21 protein-coding genes, 2 pseudogenes and 1 riboswitch are annotated in these 19,779 nt (G+C 38.2%); of the genes and pseudogenes, 5 read left to right on the top strand and 18 right to left on the bottom strand.

What is annotated here, in order from left to right; genetic code table 11:
* Positions 1-46: 46 nt before the first annotated feature.
* The 15 genes from sufU to NC799_RS13440 form a co-directional block, all read right to left on the bottom strand.
* Positions 47-484 (bottom strand): Fe-S cluster assembly sulfur transfer protein SufU, encoded by a 438-nt coding sequence (gene sufU, locus NC799_RS13370; RefSeq protein WP_272446965.1) that lies wholly within the window; start codon positions 482-484, stop codon positions 47-49.
* Positions 474-1,694 carry a cysteine desulfurase gene (locus NC799_RS13375; RefSeq protein ID WP_272446945.1) on the bottom strand — a complete coding sequence of 407 codons (1,221 nt, stop codon included), beginning with the start codon at positions 1,692-1,694 and terminating at the stop codon, positions 474-476. Before NC799_RS13375 ends, sufU begins: the two co-directional genes overlap by 11 nt.
* Positions 1,694-3,001 carry a Fe-S cluster assembly protein SufD gene (gene sufD, locus NC799_RS13380; RefSeq protein WP_272446946.1) on the bottom strand — a complete coding sequence of 436 codons (1,308 nt, stop codon included), beginning with the start codon at positions 2,999-3,001 and terminating at the stop codon, positions 1,694-1,696. The genes NC799_RS13375 and sufD overlap by 1 nt, the downstream gene beginning before the upstream one ends.
* Before the next feature lie 14 nt (positions 3,002-3,015).
* Positions 3,016-3,801, bottom strand: coding sequence for a Fe-S cluster assembly ATPase SufC (gene sufC, locus NC799_RS13385; RefSeq protein ID WP_272446947.1), 786 nt, complete (start codon positions 3,799-3,801; stop codon positions 3,016-3,018).
* A 275-nt stretch (positions 3,802-4,076) separates the two neighbouring features.
* Entirely contained in the window at positions 4,077-4,328 is a 252-nt protein-coding gene (locus NC799_RS13390) for a hypothetical protein (protein WP_272446966.1), read from the bottom strand.
* 132 nt (positions 4,329-4,460) lie between these two features.
* A complete protein-coding gene (locus NC799_RS13395) occupies positions 4,461-5,357 on the bottom strand; it encodes a MetQ/NlpA family ABC transporter substrate-binding protein (protein WP_272446948.1) in 897 nt (298 codons plus the stop codon).
* Positions 5,358-5,441: 84 nt separating this feature from the next.
* Positions 5,442-6,110, bottom strand: a complete 669-nt coding sequence (locus NC799_RS13400) for a methionine ABC transporter permease (protein ID WP_272446949.1) — start codon at positions 6,108-6,110, stop codon at positions 5,442-5,444.
* Entirely contained in the window at positions 6,103-7,131 is a 1,029-nt protein-coding gene (locus NC799_RS13405) for a methionine ABC transporter ATP-binding protein (protein ID WP_272446950.1), read from the bottom strand. Before NC799_RS13405 ends, NC799_RS13400 begins: the two co-directional genes overlap by 8 nt.
* 120 nt (positions 7,132-7,251) lie before the next feature.
* Positions 7,252-7,362, bottom strand: a riboswitch (SAM riboswitch).
* Positions 7,363-7,453: 91 nt separating this feature from the next.
* The gene (locus NC799_RS13410; protein WP_272446951.1) at positions 7,454-7,762 is read right to left on the bottom strand and encodes a thioredoxin family protein; all 309 of its coding nucleotides are present in this window, start codon (positions 7,760-7,762) and stop codon (positions 7,454-7,456) included.
* Positions 7,763-7,774: 12 nt separating this feature from the next.
* Positions 7,775-8,125, bottom strand: coding sequence for a toprim domain-containing protein (locus NC799_RS13415; RefSeq protein ID WP_272446952.1), 351 nt, complete (start codon positions 8,123-8,125; stop codon positions 7,775-7,777).
* Between the two features lie 205 nt (positions 8,126-8,330).
* The gene (gcvH, locus tag NC799_RS13420; RefSeq protein ID WP_272446953.1) at positions 8,331-8,717 is read right to left on the bottom strand and encodes a glycine cleavage system protein GcvH; all 387 of its coding nucleotides are present in this window, start codon (positions 8,715-8,717) and stop codon (positions 8,331-8,333) included.
* A 45-nt stretch (positions 8,718-8,762) separates the two neighbouring features.
* Positions 8,763-9,119, bottom strand: coding sequence for an arsenate reductase family protein (locus tag NC799_RS13425; RefSeq protein WP_272446954.1), 357 nt, complete (start codon positions 9,117-9,119; stop codon positions 8,763-8,765).
* 168 nt (positions 9,120-9,287) lie between these two features.
* Positions 9,288-11,072 (bottom strand): acyl-CoA dehydrogenase family protein, encoded by a 1,785-nt coding sequence (locus NC799_RS13430; RefSeq protein WP_272446955.1) that lies wholly within the window; start codon positions 11,070-11,072, stop codon positions 9,288-9,290.
* Between the two features lie 13 nt (positions 11,073-11,085).
* Entirely contained in the window at positions 11,086-12,261 is a 1,176-nt protein-coding gene (locus tag NC799_RS13435) for an acetyl-CoA C-acetyltransferase (RefSeq protein WP_272446956.1), read from the bottom strand.
* A gap of 301 nt (positions 12,262-12,562) precedes the next feature.
* Entirely contained in the window at positions 12,563-14,962 is a 2,400-nt protein-coding gene (locus NC799_RS13440) for a 3-hydroxyacyl-CoA dehydrogenase/enoyl-CoA hydratase family protein (RefSeq protein WP_272446957.1), read from the bottom strand.
* 211 nt (positions 14,963-15,173) lie between these two features.
* Between NC799_RS13440 and NC799_RS13445 the strand changes: the two are divergent.
* Both NC799_RS13445 and NC799_RS13450 read left to right on the top strand, forming a co-directional pair.
* Positions 15,174-15,724 (top strand): annotated as a pseudogene (locus NC799_RS13445) (metal ABC transporter permease); the annotation flags it as partial.
* Positions 15,721-16,128, top strand: coding sequence for a Fur family transcriptional regulator (locus NC799_RS13450; protein WP_272446958.1), 408 nt, complete (start codon positions 15,721-15,723; stop codon positions 16,126-16,128). The pseudogene NC799_RS13445 and the gene NC799_RS13450, both read left to right, overlap by 4 nt.
* A 64-nt stretch (positions 16,129-16,192) precedes the next feature.
* On the opposite strand, the gene NC799_RS13455 is transcribed toward NC799_RS13450, so the two are convergent.
* Positions 16,193-16,957: a VLRF1 family aeRF1-type release factor gene (locus NC799_RS13455; protein ID WP_272446959.1), complete on the bottom strand. Its 765-nt coding sequence runs from the start codon at positions 16,955-16,957 to the stop codon at positions 16,193-16,195.
* A gap of 156 nt (positions 16,958-17,113) precedes the next feature.
* On the opposite strand from NC799_RS13455, the gene NC799_RS13460 reads away from it, so the two are divergent.
* On the top strand, positions 17,114-17,563 hold the full coding sequence (locus tag NC799_RS13460) for a GtrA family protein (RefSeq protein ID WP_272446960.1): 450 nt from the start codon (positions 17,114-17,116) through the stop codon (positions 17,561-17,563).
* Between the two features lie 88 nt (positions 17,564-17,651).
* Entirely contained in the window at positions 17,652-17,858 is a 207-nt protein-coding gene (locus NC799_RS13465; protein ID WP_272446961.1) for a DUF1657 domain-containing protein, read from the top strand.
* Here NC799_RS13465 and NC799_RS13470 read toward each other — a convergent pair.
* Positions 17,852-18,032: pseudogene (locus NC799_RS13470) on the bottom strand (universal stress protein); the annotation flags it as partial. The gene NC799_RS13465 and the pseudogene NC799_RS13470 overlap by 7 nt on opposite strands.
* 122 nt (positions 18,033-18,154) lie before the next feature.
* On the opposite strand from NC799_RS13470, the gene NC799_RS13475 reads away from it, so the two are divergent.
* Positions 18,155-18,607 carry a YndM family protein gene (locus tag NC799_RS13475; protein WP_272446962.1) on the top strand — a complete coding sequence of 151 codons (453 nt, stop codon included), beginning with the start codon at positions 18,155-18,157 and terminating at the stop codon, positions 18,605-18,607.
* 39 nt (positions 18,608-18,646) lie between these two features.
* On the opposite strand, the gene NC799_RS13480 is transcribed toward NC799_RS13475, so the two are convergent.
* Complete coding sequence (locus NC799_RS13480) at positions 18,647-19,513, bottom strand: glycoside hydrolase domain-containing protein (protein WP_272446963.1); 867 nt, start codon at positions 19,511-19,513, stop codon at positions 18,647-18,649.
* Between the last annotated feature and the right edge of the window lie 266 nt (positions 19,514-19,779).

Below are 19,779 nucleotides of genomic sequence, written 5' to 3' on the forward strand. Positions count from 1 at the left end.
ACTAAAACCTCCTCATTAGGTTCGACCCAATCCCTTTAAACGAGCCTCACTTTTGTTCGTCAATTCCTTTTTCCATTGCTTTCCATGCTAATGTTGCACATTTGATACGCGCAGGAAACTTAGAAACACCCTGAAGTGCCTCAATATCCCCTAAGTCAATATCATCTTCATTCGGATTTTCGCCAAGCATCATATCTGAAAAGATCTTGGACAATGATAATGCTTCATCGACGCTTTTACCCTTTATTGCTTGTGTCATCATCGAAGCAGAGGAAAGGCTTATCGAACAGCCTTCTCCTTCAAACTTAGCATCTTCTACTTTTCCATCTTCTATTTGTAAGTGTAACTGGATCCGGTCACCACACGTCGGGTTATTCATATCAATTGTTAGGGAGTCATTATCTAATGCTCCACGGTTACGTGGGTTCTTATAATGGTCCATAATTACTTGACGATATAGTGTATCAAGGTTATCAAAAGACATCACCGAAGTACTCCTTTGTTTTAGCTAATGCAGTTACTAATTGATCAACTTCCTGCTCCGTATTGTATAAATAAAAGCTTGCTCTTGCAGTTGCCGTTACATCCAACCATTTCATTAACGGCTGTGCACAGTGGTGACCAGCCCTCACAGCTATCCCTTGTGAGTCAAGAACAGTCGCTGCATCATGTGGATGAACCGTGTCTAAATTGAAAGTGACTAATCCAGCTCTATTTTCAGGCCCGTAAATCGTTAAGCCTTCAATCTTTTTCATTTGTTCCATTGCATATTTTACTAGTTTGTGTTCATGCGCCTCAATTGTTTCCATTCCAATTTCGGAAAGGAAGTCAATCGCAGCCCCTAAGCCTATTGCTCCTGCTATGATTGGTGTCCCGCCTTCAAACTTCCACGGTAACTCTTTCCATGTTGAGTCATAAAGGTTAACAAAGTCAATCATTTCTCCGCCAAATTCAACAGGCTCCATTTGTTCCAATAATTCTTTCTTACCATATAAAACACCGATTCCAGTTGGACCACACATTTTATGACCAGAAAACGCATAAAAATCGCAATCTAAATCTTGCACATCAACTGCCATATGGGGTACAGCTTGTGCACCGTCAACAAGCATTACCGCTCCATTTTTATGGGCAATTTTAGCAACCTCTTTAACTGGATTGATTGTTCCAAGGACATTCGATACTTGCATCATCGCAACAATCTTTGTGTTTTCAGTTATTGTTTGTTCGACATCTTCTAAGCTTAATGTCCCGTCCGGCTGCATGGGAATATATTTTAGTGTTGCTCCTGTTGCCTTTGCTGCCTGTTGCCACGGAATAATATTACTGTGATGCTCCAACGTGGTAATAACTATCTCATCGCCCTCTTGTAAAGTTGCACGAGCATAACTATAGGCAACAGTATTTATTGCAGTCGTCGTTCCACGTGTAAAGATGATTTGCTTTGTACTTTCTGCATTAATGAAGTTACGAACCTTTTCTCTTGCTCCCTCATACTTATCAGTGGCTCGTGTACCTAATGTATGAACACCTCGGTGAACATTTGAATTGTCTTGTTTGTAATACTCATCTAATGCTTTTATCACTTGAATTGGCTTTTGTGATGTAGCAGCCGAATCAAGATATACTAACGGGTTACCATTTATTTCTTGGTCTAGGATTGGGAACTGTTTACGGATTTCTTTGGCATCCATTAGTAAACTTTCCTTTCAATCACTTCAGTGAGTTGTTCTCTTACCGATGCAATCGGAATCTCGTTTACTACCGGTGCAAGGAAACCATGAATAATTAATCGTTCTGCTTCTTGCTTCGAAATCCCTCTACTCATTAGATAGTACAATTGTACTGGATCTACTCGGCCTACAGAAGCTGCGTGTCCAGCAGTAACATCGTCTTCGTCAATAAGTAAGATTGGGTTAGCATCTCCTCTTGCGCCTTTATCTAACATTAAGACACGTGACTCTTGTTCAGCATTTGATTTCGTTGCACCGTGCTCAATTTTCCCAATACCATTAAAGATAGAGGAAGCATCATCCTTCATTACACCGTGTTGAAGAATATAACCTTCTGATTGTTTACCATAGTGGACAATCTTTGCAGTGAAGTTTTGTGATTGCTTTCCACGTCCAACAGTTACTGTCTTTGCATTGGAGTGTGAGTTATCACCAATTAAATTCGTAATATTTTCCGAAACAGTGTTCCCATCGTTCATTTGGCCTAGTGCCCAATCAATTGACGCATCACGGTAAGCTACACCACGACGGTTAATATAGGCAGTTGTACCTTTTGCAAAATTATCAACTGCACCGAAAGATATAGAAGCATTGTCATGCGCGATAACCTCTGTCACAATATTTGCTACTGTTTCTTGTTCCGTATTATGGGAAATATAATTTTCCACATAAGTAAGTGAGCTATTTTCTTCTGCCACCACAATTACATGGTTAAAAGATGCAGCTTCTAAGTCCTCTTGCCAGAAAATGGCCTGAAGTGGCTCTTCAACCACGACACTTTTTGGAACATAGACAAACACTCCACCGTTCATTAATGCAGCATGTATTGCTGTTAGTCTATTTTCATCAACTGAAACAGCGTCTTGCATATAGTACCGTTGCACTAAATCAGCGTGGTCTTTCAGAGCTGTAAAAATATCTGTAAAGATGACACCCTTTTCCTGAAGTGACGAAGAAAGGGATTGATACGCATTGATTTGGTCTCGTTGAATCACTAAATTATTGTTCTTATTCTTAACATCGACAAATACTTTAATTGTTTCCGGAAGCTCTTCAAGTGATTGAAGCTTTGCCCCTTCCACATGATGCTTAAATGTATCAAAATTCCATTTCGTGATATTCGTTTTATCTGGCTTTGGCATTGGAAGTGTTTCAGCCAATTCAAACCCACGAAGTCGTAAAGATGTCATCCAGTCTGGCTCATTACGGCCTGTTGAATAAGTACTTACATAATTCTTATCATATGGTAGCTTTGTATCCACAGTCATACAACCCCTCCTTACTACGCTTTTTGCTCTACAGTTTCGTCTTCGATTCCTAATTCTTTTTTAATCCAGTCATAGCCTTCTGCCTCTAAGCGTTGTGCTAATTCAGGACCACCTGATTTTACGACGCGCCCTTTCATCATAACATGGACATAATCTGGTGTGATATAGTCTAACAAACGTTGGTAGTGGGTGATCATTAAGCAACCAAATTCTTCACTACGTAATTTGTTAATACCTTTTGATACTACTTTTAAGGCATCGATATCTAAACCAGAGTCGATCTCATCTAAAATACCAATTGCAGGCTTTATCATCATTAATTGGAGGATTTCGTTACGTTTCTTTTCTCCACCAGAAAAACCTTCATTTAAATAACGTTGTGCCATATTTTTATCCATTTCCAAATAGTCCATTGCTGCATCCATTTCTTTAATGAATTTCATTAAAGAAATTTCATCACCTTCCGCGCGGTGAGCATTTATAGACGAGCGGAGGAAGTCAGAAGTTGTCACGCCACTAATTTCACTTGGGTATTGCATTGCCAGAAACAAACCTGCTTTTGCACGCTCATCTACTTCCATTTCTAACACATCTTCTCCATCAAGTAAGATGCTTCCTTGTGTTACCTCGTATTTTGGGTGTCCCATGATTGCCGATGCAAGTGTCGATTTACCAGTTCCATTTGGTCCCATTACTGCATGGAACTCGCCACCCTTAATCGTTAAATTTACACCCTTTAAAATTTCTTGATCTTCTATGGATACATGTAAATCCTTAATTTCTAAAGTAGATCCTGCCATAGCTAATACCTCCAAAACAAGTGTTTTATATTATTGCAGACATGGAAATGTTCCATTCTCAATTTATTCTCATTCTAATCTTATATCATTTCGAATCTATTATCAACAATTTGACTGTTCATTTGACAGCTTTCTAAACATTTTAGTTAGTAAAGACCGACAAATTCAAACAAGCTTCAATACCTAGTTTTTCCTATATTTATATAATTATTTTACTGTTCCTAATAAAGTAGAAATGGAAAGAGGGTACCCTAAGGGACACCCTCTTGTTTATTTTATCGATGAATTTGTCGATCCATTTCGTTAACCACTTCTTGACTTTGTTTGTGACTTTTCTCACGTTTCTTTTCGACCTTTAAACGTTGGTTTAACTTTCTAGCATACTCTGCATAACCAACCCCATGCGATTGATGCATTGCCTTTTCCATTTCAGGGGTATAAGTTAATTCCAAACCACTAGTAATAATGAATCCACCCTTTCTTCGATTTGACAGTTTCATTGTAACAAATGAATGACCTCTTCTCAAAGTAGCTACAGACTCATTTGGTCTTGATTGTGCGGTTTTTAATTAAAAACGAAAAAATAACAGTCACATCATTACAAATACAACAAATTTCTCTTTTATTGTTAAAAATCCTAACATTTCATCGATTAATTTTTATTTTCCACCGACGGGTACTACCTCGCCATTATAGGTTTCAGTGATAAAGTTTTGAATAGCTTCTGATTGAAGGACTTGTACTAATTTTTGAAGTGCTTCATTGTCCTCATCTTCTGCACGTGCTGCTATTACGTTTACGTATGGAGAGTCAGCACCTTCCACAAATAATGAATCCTCTATTGGGGATAAACCAGCCTCAATTGCATAATTGGTATTAATTGCAACTAGTGCATCTCCCTCTTGTTCATACATTTCTGGTAAGAAAGCAGCATCGGCATCAGGTGAGAATGTTAAATTCAAAGGATTCTCTACAATATCGTCTACCGTAGCAGATGCTTTATTCACTTCTTCATCAAGTTTAATTAATCCTTGTGCTTCAAATAACGCTAAAATTCTGCCATGATCCGGAACTGAGCGACTAATAATTACTTCAGCACCTTCAGGAATATCATCGACACTTGTTATATTTTTAGAATAAACGGCCATCGGCTCTACATGAATACCACCAAGACTTACAAAGTCATAGCCAAACTCTTCCATTTGATCTTCTAGGTACGGAATGTGTTGGAAATAGTTAGCATCTAAATCACCATTAGCTAAATCTTCATTTGGCAAAATATAATCTTGGTACTCTTCAATAACTAAATCAACACCTTGTTCTTTTAACATTGGTTTTGCTTCTTCAAGAATTTCGGCATGCGGAGTACTAGATGCACCAACTTTGATGGTTACTAGTTCCTCTGGTTCATCTGTCCCTTCAGCTGTGTCACTACTATTTTCTTCTGTTCCTGCGTTGTTATCAAGTTCTTGACCCTCTTCTTCTTCTGCAGTTCCACATGCTGCTAAGACTGCAATGAATAACACTGCAAATAAAAATCCTACTATTTTTTTCATTTTGTCTTGCTCCCCTTTTTATTATTTCTATATTTACCTTGCCACAATTGTATTAAAATTATGATAACAAGGAATATGACATTTTTATCTTTTATCTAATTTGTTTGAGATGGTGTCACCAATAAATTGGAAAATAAATACGATAATAACAATTAATACAGTACATATAAAAACAACATCAAAGGACCGTCTTTGGAATCCGTAAAAGTATGCAAAGTCTCCAAGCCCTCCAGCACCAATAACACCGGCAATAGCCGTATAACCAATCAGCGCAATAGCAGTCACGGTAATTCCTGACACAAGTGCTGGCATCGATTCAGGCAACAATACTTTGAAAATAATTGTTGATGTTTTGGCACCCATTGCCTTAGCTGCTTCAACTACTCCTTTGTCGACTTCTCTTAGACCAATTTCAACAAGTCGGCCATAAAATGGTGCTGCTCCAATAATTAAAGCGGGTAAAGCTGCATTTGGACCTCTGATTGTGCCTATTAAGAATTTAGTAAATGGGAATAATAACAAAATCAAGATAATAAATGGAATTGCCCGAAACACGTTAACAAATGTTGCCACAAGCAAATGAACGAATTTATTTTGCCAAAGACCTCCACGTGAAGTGAGATAAAGCAGCAATCCAAGCAAAATACCTAAGATGAAAGTGCCTAAGATAGCAATTAACGTCATATAAAACGTTTCATAGGTTGCTGTCCATACTTCATCTAGCTTTACGTTTGGAAATAGTTCACTAAGCATGATCAATCTCCTCCACTTCTACTGAGGTGGAAGTTATATACCGGATTACATTACTTATTTCATCCTTCTTCCCATCCATATGAACAAATAATGAACCATAAGCCCCTTTTTGTGTTTGGGTGATCTTTCCATGTAATATGTTCACTTCCACATCAAACTGTTTAGATAATTTACTGATAAGCGCCTGATTGGTAACTTCTCCTACAAAATGTAATCTAACTACTTTCCCAGTAGTAAACTGGTTTGCAAGCAAATGAAGTGCATCTTCCTGCTCTGTGTCACCCATTATTTGCTCTACAAATTTTTTAGTCACTTCTGTTTTCGGATGAAGGAAAACCTCAAGTACATCTCCCTGTTCAACGACCATGCCAGCTTCCATCACAGCAACCCTGTGGCAGATTTTGCGAATGACATGCATTTCATGTGTTATCAAAATGATCGTTAGACCTAACTTTTCATTAATATCAACGAGAAGCTGTAAAATGGAATTAGTTGTTTCTGGGTCTAATGCAGACGTTGCTTCATCACACAATAATACTTTCGGGTTGTTTGCTAATGCCCGTGCAATTCCAACACGTTGTTTTTGACCCCCGCTTAACTCTGATGGATAAGCATCCTCTCTCCCAGTTAAGCCAACTAGTCCTATTAGTTCGTCAACTCTTTCCATTCTTTTTTGCTTTGGTACACCCGCAATTTCTAATGGAAACGCAATATTATCTCGGACCGTTCTAGACCACAGTAAGTTAAAATGTTGAAAAATCATTCCAATTTCTTGCCTTGCCAAGCGCAATTCATTTTTTCGTAATGCTGTTATATTCTCACCGTCTATAATAACTTGTCCATCGGTAGGGTCTTCTAACCGATTAAGTAAGCGAATGAAAGTACTTTTCCCTGCACCACTATAACCAATGACGCCAAATATTTCTCCCTTGTTGATATCTAAACTCAACCCATTTACCGCCTGGATTGAATTTTTTCCATTCGGTGAAAATACCTTACTTAAATCTTTAATCGATATCAATTTGTTTCCCTCCTTGCTTTGGCAAAAGTTTTTGTTATCTTCCCCATCCTATTAAACTTTCTTCTCTTTAAAAAAAGCCTTCCTGCATGAACACAGAAAGACGCACAATACCATTCTGTACTCTCATCTGTCAAAGCAAGTTGCATCGTTAGGAATTGGCACCTTTCCAAGGGTTAACTTGATGGTTGCCGGGTTTCATTGGGCCAGTCCCTCCACCACTCTTGATAAGAGATAATTAAGTAACGTATTCAATTTTACACAAATAGAATGATAGCATGCATAAAAAAAATGTGTCAAGATATAACTTATCTTAATAATCATTTTACCTAGTAAACGATTGTAAATGATGATAAATATTTGTAACAGATTCAAACGAATAAATCTTTTGTTCAACTTGACCGTTTGCAATAATCAAAAGACAAGGAACGCTTTTGATTTTTAATTGCTGAAGTAACGTTGGAGCTATCGCACCATTTAACGTTAAAAAATGATAATTATCGTTTACCTCTTCCAAAGTTTCAAGCATTTTCCTCGCAAGTTTACACGTACCACAAAATGGGGTATGTACAAAAATAAATACAAGTGACTGATTAGCCACTTGCTCAAATTGAGTAACATTAATCTCTCTCATTTTCTACCAACCTTATAATAAAAATAATGGATTTATTTGAAAACGTCTGCTAAGTAAAGCAGTAGCTAGCTCCGATGCTGGAGTAGCCGCAACCTCCCGAAAGGTTTTATCGACATAAATGTGTTCAGCATGGGGCAATTCAAACGAGAGTTGCTTTCTTAGCTTCTTGCCTGAATCATCCTCATCTACCAAAATATATACCTCTTTGTTATCAAGGTCATATTCAATGAGTAACTCTTCCAACCTTTCGACTCCGAGAGTTCCGTTCGTACAAATTATTTCTACATCTTCTTCAATTACTTTTTCAATTTGCTTTTTATCGGTTCGCCCTTCAACAATAATGACTTTCTTCACCGTATCCAATTTAGATCACCCTGTTTCAGTAATAGATAATAAATTAATGAAGAAATAAATATTCCTTACAACCTCTTACACCTATTTTATGAATAACCCCCTGTTACGGTGATGTAACAGAGGGGTACAACAGGTTCCTATTATCATTGTATTAGTTTAATGATTAAATCATGCACATACGGTTAATAGAAATAGATTAACTTATGGCCAAACCTTAATCTTCCTGATTAATCATTGCCTCGTACTGTTCAGCGGTCATTAGCTCGTCGATTTGCGAACGGTCGGAAGGTTCTACAACAAGCATCCATGCTTTGTCATAAGGAGATTCATTGACAAACTCCGGTTTATCATCTAAGTTTTTGTTAACTTCAACAACTTTCCCGGAAACTGGAGCATAGAGTTCGGATACAGTTTTCACTGATTCGACACTTCCGAATGGTTCTTCTGCTTTAACTTCATCACCAACAGCCGGAAGCTCAACAAAGACAATATCACCCAATTCTGATTGTGCATGTTCTGTAACGCCAATTCGAACTTTTTCTCCCTCAGCCTTTACCCACTCGTGTTCTTCTGAATAACGTAAATCCTTTGGCAAATTCATTTTGATATTCCTCCATCTATTAACATTTATATTCTCAGGTCCCTACTATTTCCATGTTTGATTGAATATTTCCTCTTTAAACCCAACAGTAGTTTGTTTACCATCTGTGACAATTGGCCGTTTTATCAGCATGCCAAAAGAGGCAAGCAAATCTAACATTTCTTGTTCATTAGCGGTTTTAAGCTTGTCCTTTAATCCTAGTTCCCTATATTTCTTTCCACTTGTATTAAAGAACTTTTTGATTGGTAATCCACTATTGGTGACCATTTCTTGGAGCTTCTCTTTGCTTGGCGGATTTTCCACGATATGTATTGTTTCAAAGGCAACACCATTGTTGTCAAACCATTTTTTAGCCTTACGACAGGTATCACAATTGGGATACCAATAAAACTTAAGTGCCACTTGTACACCTCCCTTTTGGCCATATTTTATCATATTATCCATGTGATGTTTATTTAAACGATTTGAACTAGTATTACCTACTAAGGAAAGAGCAAGTCGCTGAAGTTATCTTAAAAAAAAGAAAGCAGAAACGTTAATACTATTACAGTTTCTGCTTTTTCTCCGTTCCTAGACTCGATATTTTTCCGCTTTTATAATTGCTTTTGCGATTTCGCGTTTTTTATTTATAACATTGGTTGGATCATGTCGGGTTAGTTTCCTCATAGCTGATAATGTCATGCGTAGCGTGTCCCCTACTTCACTAGCAATAATAGTTTCTTTTGCGTGTGCCTCAATCCGATTAAACGCCTCTTGAACATATACCTCCGTGTAAAGTATTTTCAAGTTATTCTTCTCGCTATCTTCCTTTTCGATTGCTTTTTGCGTCCGTAATAGAGCTGATTCCATTAAATAAACTTCAGACACAATATCAGCAAGATTAGCTAAAATCTCTTGCTCTTTTTCTAAGTTGACACCAAACTTCTGAGCAGCTAATCCGGCTGCAAGTAAGCCTATTTTCTTGGCATTTTTCACCAAATATTTTTCTTGTTCTAAAACTTTATCCTCTACCTCTTCTGGTATTAGCATCATTAATTCTTCTTGAAGTGCTTGTGCTTTTTGCAGAAGTGGGAGTTCACCTTTCATTGCACGTTTCATCAATGCACCTGGGATCAACAACCGATTAATTTCATTCGTCCCTTCAAAAATCCGTTGAATTCTTGAGTCACGATACATTCTTTCCACTTCATACTCTTGCATAAACCCGTATCCACCGTGAATCTGAACCGCTTCGTCAGCAACAAAGTCCATTAATTCTGTTCCAAATACTTTGGTTAAGGAACATTCAATCTGGTATTCAGCAATAGCATTAGCAACTTCCTTCCCATTCCTCAAAGCTTCTTCTGTTAAATTGCCCATCCGTTGTTCAAACAGGCCAACAGTTCGGTACACCGCACTTTCATTCGCATAAGTGTTCGCGGCCATTGTTCCTAACTTTTCTTGAATGAGCGAAAAACTAGAGATAGGTGTTTGGAACTGCTTCCGTTGATTCGCATATTTGACCGCTAACTCAATACCTCTTTTAGCACCGCCTATTCCGCCAACAGCAAGCTTATATCGTCCAACGTTTAAGATATTAAAGGCAATGATGTGACCACGACCAATTTCACCTAACACGTTTTCATCAGGAACTTGGGCGTCTTCTAAAATAACTGTCCTTGTCGAAGAACTTTTTATTCCCATTTTCTTTTCCTCTGGACCTGTTGAAACACCCGGGAAGTCACGCTCAACGATAAATGCGGTGAATTTATTACCGTCAATTTGTGCATAAACAATGAATATATCTGCAAACGCTGAATTTGTTATCCATTGTTTTTCCCCATTTAAAACATAATGTGTTCCTTCGTCATTAAGGACAGCAGTAGTTTTCGCGCCTAGAGCATCTGAACCAGACCCAGGTTCGGTCAGTGCATACGCAGCAATTTTTTCACCCGTCGCAAGCAGAGGGAGATACTTCTCTTTTTGTGCTTCATTACCGAAAAAAACAATTGGTAGTGAACCAATCCCAACGTGGGCACCGTGTGTAACAGAAAATCCTCCTGCACGTGCAAACTTCTCCGTAATAAGGGAAGAACTTATTTTGTCTAAGCCAAGTCCTCCATATTCCTCAGGAACATCAACACCAAGTAACCCTAACTCACCAGCTTGTTTCAGTAAGTTGACAGCGTATTCAAATTCGTGGTTTTCTAATTTATCAACAACTGGTAACACTTCACCGATAACAAAATCTTCAGTTGTCTTTGCAATCATCTCGTGTTCTTCAGTAAAATCCTCTGGGGTAATAATATCGTTTGGGGTTAAGTCCTCAATAATAAAAGCTCCACCTTTAACTATCCTTTCCATTGTTTCACCCATAGCCCTTCCCCCTTTATATTAATTCAAATACACCAGCAGCACCCATTCCTCCACCAATACACATCGTAACCACTCCAAACTGTACATTCCGCCGCTTCATTTCATGGATTAACGTCAAAGTTAATTTAGTCCCTGTACAGCCAAGCGGATGCCCGAGTGCGATTGCACCACCATTAACATTTACCTTTTCTTCATCTAAATCAAGTTGCCTGATCACACGAATTGCTTGGGAGGCAAATGCTTCGTTTAATTCAAATAGTCCGATGTCGGATACTGTTAACCCCGCCATCTTCAAAGCCTTTGGAACAGCTTCAACTGGGCCCACACCCATGATTTCAGGTTCGACACCACTAACAGCAAATGATTTGAACTTAACCATTGGCGTTAACCCTTCTGCTTCTGCTTTTTCCCGGTCCATAACTAATACACTAGCAGCACCATCACTCATTTGGGATGCATTTCCTGCCGTAACCGTTCCGTTTCTCGAAAATGCAGGTTTTAATGATGCTAACACTTCTTTTGTAGTATCTGGTCTCACACCTTCATCACTACTAAATGAACAAACCTCTTCAACTAATTTGTTATCTATGCCGACTTCCCTTCTGGTGACATCAACTGGTACAATTTCTTCCTCAAACAACCCCTTTGTTTGTGCCTCATGTGCTCGGTTATGACTACGAACAGCGAACTGATCTTGGTCTTCTCTTGAAATCCCGAAACGATTCGCGACCTCTTCAGCAGTATGGCCCATTGACATATAATAGCCTGGTGCATTTTCAACCAATTCTACATTTGGTCGAATCACGTGACCTCCCATTGGAATAAGGCTCATCGACTCTGCTCCACCTGCAATAATAGTAATACTATGCCCCAGCATTATTTGGTCTGCAGCATAAGCGATGCTCTGCAATCCCGAAGAACAATATCGATTAATTGTTATTCCTGGCACGGTGATAGGTAACCCCGCTAAAGCGGCAATGTTTCTAGCCATGTTCATTCCTTGCTCTGCCTCGGGCATTGCACATCCGATAATGACGTCATCAATGTTCCCTTGGTAATTACCGGCTCTTCTTAATGTTTCCTTAATAGTAAGTGCTGATAAATCATCAGGTCGCACATGGGCTAGCGACCCCTTATTCGCTTTACCAACCGGAGTTCTTGCCCCAGATACAATCACAGCTTCCCTCATATTCTTCCCCCTTCATAGAAAAGCGTAGGTGCCTCGCTAAGCCCCGACAAGCGTAAGTCAATCCTCATAATGGCGCTTTTTGCCATGGAGAGGATTGACTTACGACCTCGAGGGGCTAGGCACCGAAGCTAGACAATATAGAAAAGCGTAGGTGCCTTGCTAAGCCCCGACAAGCGTAAGTCAAGCCTCATAATGGCGCTTTTTGCCATGGAGAGGATTGACTTACGACCTCGAGGGGCTAGGCACCGAAGCTAGACAATATAGAAAAGCGTAGGTGCCTTGCTAAGCCGTTAGGCAAACTTTAGTTTCTTAATGGCTTTCCTTTAACCAACATGTGTTGCATTCGCTGTTGCGTTTTCGGTTCTCCTATCAAACTTAAGAAGGCTTCTCGCTCAATATCTAATAAATACTGTTCATCAACAAGTGTTCCTGCCTGCAATCTACCACCTGCTAATACAAAAGCAAGCTTACTAGCAATTTTTAAATCATGGTCGGTAGCGTAACCACCTTGAACAAGTGACTTTGCCCCTAAGAGCATTGTTGCATATCCAGACTCGCCAACAACTGGTATCTTCTCTTGACGTTTAGGCAGAAACCCTTCTTCTGTCATATTCAAAACCCTTTGTTTCGCGTCGTGAAGAAGGTGATCAGGATTAACAGATATTCGGTCTAAGTGATCTAAGTATCCAAGCTCTTTCGCTTCTTCAGCCGAAGTTGACACTTTCGCTAACGCAATTGTTTCAAAAACTTTATTCGTTACTTTTTCTAAATCAAGCTCGACACCTGTTGGTAAATTTCGGATGTGCTTTAAATAAAGCTCTTTATTTCCTCCTCCACCCGGGATTAGACCGACACCGAATTCGACAAGGCCGATGTACGTTTCTTGTGAAGCTTGGATGGCACTTGCAGGAAGGCTTACCTCTGCTCCACCGCCAAGCGTCATGCCAAAAGGCGCTACTACTACTGGTTTATTGGAATATTTAATATTCATCATGGCTTGCTGAAATTGGCGGACGACCAACTCAATTTCAAAAAAGTCACCATCTTGAGCAGCCATCAGCATCATCGCCAAGTTTGCACCAACACAGAAATTTTTCCCTTGATTACCAATGACGAGTCCATGATAATTCCGATCAACTTCTTCGATCGATTTATTTATCATTTGGATAATATCCATTCCTATGGCGTTACTTTTCGATTGGAATTCTAAACAAGCAACCCCATCGCCAATATCGACTAGGCGAGCACCAGAATTTTTTAAAATAACTGAACGAGCTTCTTGTTTTAAATGCAAATGAATTACCTTATCGTTACATTCCACTTTTTGATATTGTACAAAGTCGTAATAATAGACTTCGCCGTTTTCTTCAAAATAGAAGGATTCCTTCCCTTGTTGTACCATTTGTTCAATCCAGTCAGGCACTTTTTCATTTTCCTCTTTCATCCTTGCAACTACTTCTTTTAGTCCAATAACATCCCAAAGTTCAAATGGACCTTGCTTCCAACCGAATCCCCATTTCATTGCTTGGTCAACAGAAACGATATCATCAGCAATTTCGTCAACTAGTTTTGCAGTATAAAGGAATACTGGTTTTAGAATGGACCAAAGGAATTCACTTGCTTTGTCACCGTCCGTGAATAATAACGCTTTCATTTTTTGCGAAATGTTTGATTCTTGCTTTGCTAATTCAGTAGCTTTTGTTTTAAGCTTTTTCTTGTCTTGGTACTTTAGTGTTACATGGTCAAGTTCATAAATAATACTTCGGCCGTCCTGTTTCTTTTTCAAATAAAAACCCTGCCCCGTCTTTGCTCCTAGCCAATTATTTTTCAACATCGCTTTCATAAAGTCTGGGACAGCAAAGATATCTTTTTCTGCTCCTTCAACCTGATGATAAACATTGTTGGCTACATGGATAAAAGTATCTAAACCAACGACATCCAAGGTACGAAAGGTTGCACTTTTCGGTCTTCCTATAAGTGGGCCAGTAATCGAATCAACTTCACTAACCGATAAGCCCCTGTTTAACATTTCTTGAACAGTAACTAGTAATCCGTACGTACCAATTCTATTTGCGATAAAATTTGGAGTGTCTTTGGCAATGACAACCCCTTTACCTAACACATCTTCTCCAAATGTTTTCATAAAGAATAAAATTTGTTTATTTGTCCAGTCTGTTGGTATTAGTTCGAGCAGTTTAAGGTAACGAGGAGGATTAAAAAAGTGTGTACCTAAGAAGTGTGTTTTTAAATCATTAGAACAGTCAGCTACTATTTTCGTTAACGATATTCCTGAAGTGTTTGAGCTTACAATACAACCGGGACTCCGATGTTTATCTATCGTTGCTAACACCTTTTTCTTTACATCTAGATTCTCGACGACAACTTCGATAATCCAATCAACATCGCTCAATAATGGAACATCATCTTCGAGGTTACCTACTTCAATTAAATCTAAACTTTTATGACTAGTTATTGGTGAGGGTTTTTGTTGCTTAAGTGCCTGCTTGCTTTTTAGCGCTAAACGATTACGAACTTTAGGACTTTCAAGGGTAAGTCCAGCCGATAATTCCTCCTTCGTCAATTGTTGTGGGGCAAGGTCTAATATTAATGTAGAAATGCCAACATTGGCTAGGTGTGCAGCAATACTTGACCCCATTACACCTGAGCCGATTACAGCAGCTCTTCTAATGCTTCTCGTCATTATATTCTCCCCTGTTCCTTTGAATGAATCCTCATTCATTATTTCGGATAAAAAAATAAAGATGAACTATCTTCTTACTTAACAATATAAAATATTTCACAACGTTTATCAATCTTTTTTTTATGAATACCTTAACAAAACGGAATCGTTCTCATTCACAAAACGTAATGAATACGATAAAATGTTCTACATCCTAGTAAAGAGGAATTAAATGAAGTCCTTTGTTGGTCTTAGTGTTATATTTATATCTTTAGCAAATGGATTTAATACAGATTTAGACAATTACTTATTTGGGTCTGTGTCTGCTGTTAGTCGCGAGAATATGATTAGTATATCCTTGCCATCACCATTCTTGTCTTAGTCACGTTGGCTGTGTTCTACAAATAATTATTCATGTTATCTTTTGATGAAGAATTTGCGACCGTTTCCGGCATTCGGGCAAAGCGTATTCACTTTTTAATTATTCTATTAACGGCATTAGTTATTGCCAGGTCAATCCGCATCGTAGGTGTTTTACTAGTGTCTGCGTTAATGACCTTACCGGTTGCAGCAAGTATGCGTATTGCCAAAGGATTTAAGCAAACGATGTTTTTATCCGTTGTTTTTGGTGAAATTTCTGTTATTATAGGATTAATTTCTGGTTATTATTTTGAAATACCTCCAGGTGGAACGATTGTCGCTACTTCTATCCTTATTCTGTTACTTACTATATTGGTTAAGAGATTATCTATTAATCTTACTAGAAAGAAGGCTATGCAATGAACGTTGACGAAGCATTGACCATTCTAAAAGAACACGGGTATAAATATACAGGGAAAAGAGAGGACATTCTTTCCTTCTTTGCAACAGAAGATCGTTATCGTACCGCAAAGGATTTGCTGCAATACATGGAGCCAAATTATAGCGGAATCAGCTTTGATACTATTTACCGGAATCTACACTTATTTCGGGAAGTCGGAATTTTAGAATCAACTGATTTAAATGGGGAAAAGCACTTCCGTATGAAATGTGCCCACCATCATCACCATCACTTCATCTGTAAAGATTGTGGGTTAACAAAGGAAATCGAAACATGTCCGATGGAAACGGTGAAAACTGAATTACAAAGCTTTGCGATTGAAGATCACAAATTTGAAATTTACGGACTATGTCCAGCATGTCAGTAAGCTGATTTCTGTAACCTAGACAATAATAAGTAGGTGCCAAGTTATGCTTGACACCTACTTTAAATTATATTATTTCTTCAACAATTTTTTGTGGCTTCTTATCCAAAATGTTCTGATTCATAATTTTATTAACAGACTTATTCATATAATGTTCGAGTAGTTCTGCCTCTTCCTTGTTACCCGCGATAACTATCTCCTCCCAGCCCTTGTCCTTAGCAAGCCTATCCACCATCGGCGCTAACGATTTGAACGTTCTGTTTGGATTTAACTTAACTTGGGTATTTGCTAGGCGAAAGGAGGTATCTTCCATTTGATTAGTAGGAATCCACTTTTCCGTTTCACCATCTACAGCGAGTTCCACTGTGTCATTTACTTCCCCTACTTCTGCATCAATGACCCTCGTTTTTGCATGTTGTAATAAAATAATCCCTGTTCTTGGAAACCTTGACTTTAATTGATATAGTTGATCAGTTACAGCGTTTTCTTGCCAGAAAAATTCGGAATCTACATTCATCTGAAATGTTTCTGCAAACCAAACAGTGTCATCAGACGAAGCAATTAACACAACACTTTTTTTGAAAAACAATTGGTTTGCTTCTACATAATTTTCGACTTTCTCTCGTACGTGTTGAAAATGCTTGTATTCCACTAGATTGCCGCTCTGTTCTAAATAGTTTTCAAAACTGTTCAAACCATTCTTTAGTTGTAACTTCCATTCACCACGGTGGCCAGGATCGGTTGAATCTGTGTTTAAGTACATACTAAAAACGCTATGAGGCTTGTCCAAATTTACTCGTTGAAGGTCTTTTAATATCCGATCTAAATTCATATATCTGTTTCCCCTCCCAAGTCTTGGTTTGAAATCCCTTATATTAATGTGTATCCTAAATCTGAACCATTCAAACATCAATTTTATTGCTTAAAGGAATTGGAAAACCTTATAATTTTAATACTATAATAAACAGTCAGCTTGGAGTGGGGTAAATTGGCAAAAAAATTAAAAACACAAGTACTTCAATTTGGATTCATCGGTGCAAGCAATGCAGTCGTTGATATTTTATCTCTAAACATTCTCTTGTTGATCTGGCCCACAAAAGGTACGGGAATGTTATTAACGTTTAACACCATTTCCTACATCCTTGCCATCATAAATAGTTATATTTGGAATACGAAATTCACCTTTAGCCACCGGGCAACGAGTGACACAAGAGAAATGTTTTTATTCATCATCCAAGCATCGATCGCTTTAGTCATCAGTAACCTTGTCTTTATTGGAGCTTTTCAACTGTTAGAAGTACAACCATTACTCCCGATTCCTTCCTTTATTAATCAAAATATTGCTAAAGGATTAGCGATGTTTCTTTCATCAACTGCAAGTTTTTTGCTAATGAGATACTTAGTCTTTCGTAAAAGGGAAACACGGCAAACAGAATAGTAACAGTGAAAACCATATAAAGATAAAGGATGATATTCAGAAACTGGGAAAGACTACTTGAGGAAGCTCAAATAGGAGGTGGCACCCAATGACTGTAGGTACACAAATGCAACAGGCTATCGCTAGCTGTGAGAGTGTGCTCTCAAGCTTACACAGCTTTGCGCTTGAAACACAAGACCAAACAGCTAAACAGATGTTTCAAAATCTAGGGAACCAGCAACAACAAATTCTTGATAACCTAAAGGCTCGTTTACAATATGTCGAATCACAAGAACCTCAATATAAAAATCAATAGGGATGGATCATACCATCCCCTAATTTCACAATAATAACTGCACAATTTGCTCGTTTAGCAACTTTATGACTAACGCTTCGTAGCACCATTTCTTGCATTTAAGCCTCTACTACCAACAACACACAAATCGATTTTGTTTTCATTTGCATACCTCACAATAGCAGGCCCTGGTTCCTACTCTCGTTTATTTGATTATAACAAAAGAAGGACTTCCTAAACTTGTTAAACTTCCCATAGTCTACAATATGTATTTAACTTAAAACTGCGAATACTACTTTCTAGGAAGGAGAGAAATTATGAACCACTTGAAAGCCATAAGCATTAAATTTATTGTGGTAACAATTGTTTTATATTCCGTTCTTTCTGGTTTTTATAGTGCAAGTATAGGTAATATTTTTGTCATGAGTTTACTTGTAACTGGAATCGCTTATGTCATTGGTGATTTGTTCATCTTACCAAAGTTCGGTAATCTTATCGCAACACTTGCCGATTTCGGCTTAGCTTTTTTCTCCTTATGGGTTCTAACTGATGTAATGTTTGCTAGCGATTATGGCATCATTACTGCTTCGATATTTAGCGCAATCCTCATAAGCAGTACAGAAGCGATTTTCCATTTATATATGCAAAGTAAAATACTCGATTCCGATGATAGTATGTATATAAAAGATGTAAGAAAATACCAAACAGAAGCAGGCGAAGAAAATCCAGATTGGGACATTATCGAAATCAAGAAGCGCAAAGAAAAGTAGTGTTTAAACCAAGTGGGCGGGAATTAATCCCGCCCACTTTCACCATAGATACTTAATCATTTCCTCTTTAAATAAGTTAGTGTCTATATTACATGTTTCAGCCTCGATTCCGTATTGCCATCCGTAAAGCTTAAAGTTTTCTGGTCCCTCTGGCTGATACGAAGGGGCGTTTTCTTTTGTTGTTATCTGTGTTTTCGGGTATGCAGACCATATAATGGTATTTTTCTTTGCTTCATTGCTAATAGCATTAAAGGCGTTCGATAAATTTGAATCAGGTTCAAATACTCCGTAAAGACCAGCTACATAGTCTGAAGCATTAATTGTGTCATACCACCCTTGAATAAACGCAGAATCAACCGGATAAATTGGTTCAGCATCAACAAATATTGCCACACCAGCTGGGATTCCTAAGTCTTCGGCCATTGAAATGGCAGATTCAGCCTCATTTACACCTTTTTCATATCCAGTTAGATTTTCAACATGATTGTAGATGGGTAGGATCTCAATATTATTATCCTGTAACAATTCAACTTCTTGTTGGTCTAAGCCAGCTGATATTCCTTCCTTTGTTCCAAGATACCTGCCCCAAACTTGCGGATTACCATAATTACTTGTTACACACTGGAGCAGGTTTACCGTTGTATAGCTCGCTGAATCTACTCCCCATACGATAGGGTCCTCTTGTTCGGTTCGGCTTTGGTCATTTGTGGTTTGATCATTGGAATTCGATTGACTGGCATTATTTTCACCATTTTGATTGGAAGGAGTCGTTTCAGCATTTCCCTCGTTCGAATTATTTCTTTGCTCTTCATTATTTTCTTCATTGGCTCCTACACAACTAGTAATGACAACTGGGATAATACTTATAATCATCGTAAAGAAAAATAACTTAACCCACTTTTTCATAGCTTCCCTCCTCTTATTTGCAATATATTAAAGAGAAGGACAGCCCGTGTAGGCAACAAATAATATGTCAAAAAAATTCACAAGAAAAGCGCAGGGAGCCCGGAGCTAGACAGCTCTTGGATTTGTTTATATATTCTTATTTTGTAACTATTCAGGTACCCAATATATTTCTAAAATTCCCACTGGACTCAGTGGGAATTTTTTTGTATACTTAACCCATGAAAATACAAGGACGAAACCTTACCTCAGAAGATATCCGTTGGATT

It is taken from the genome of Aquibacillus salsiterrae (assembly GCF_028416595.1).
In the GTDB taxonomy this organism is placed as follows: domain Bacteria; phylum Bacillota; class Bacilli; order Bacillales; family Amphibacillaceae; genus Aquibacillus_A; species Aquibacillus_A salsiterrae.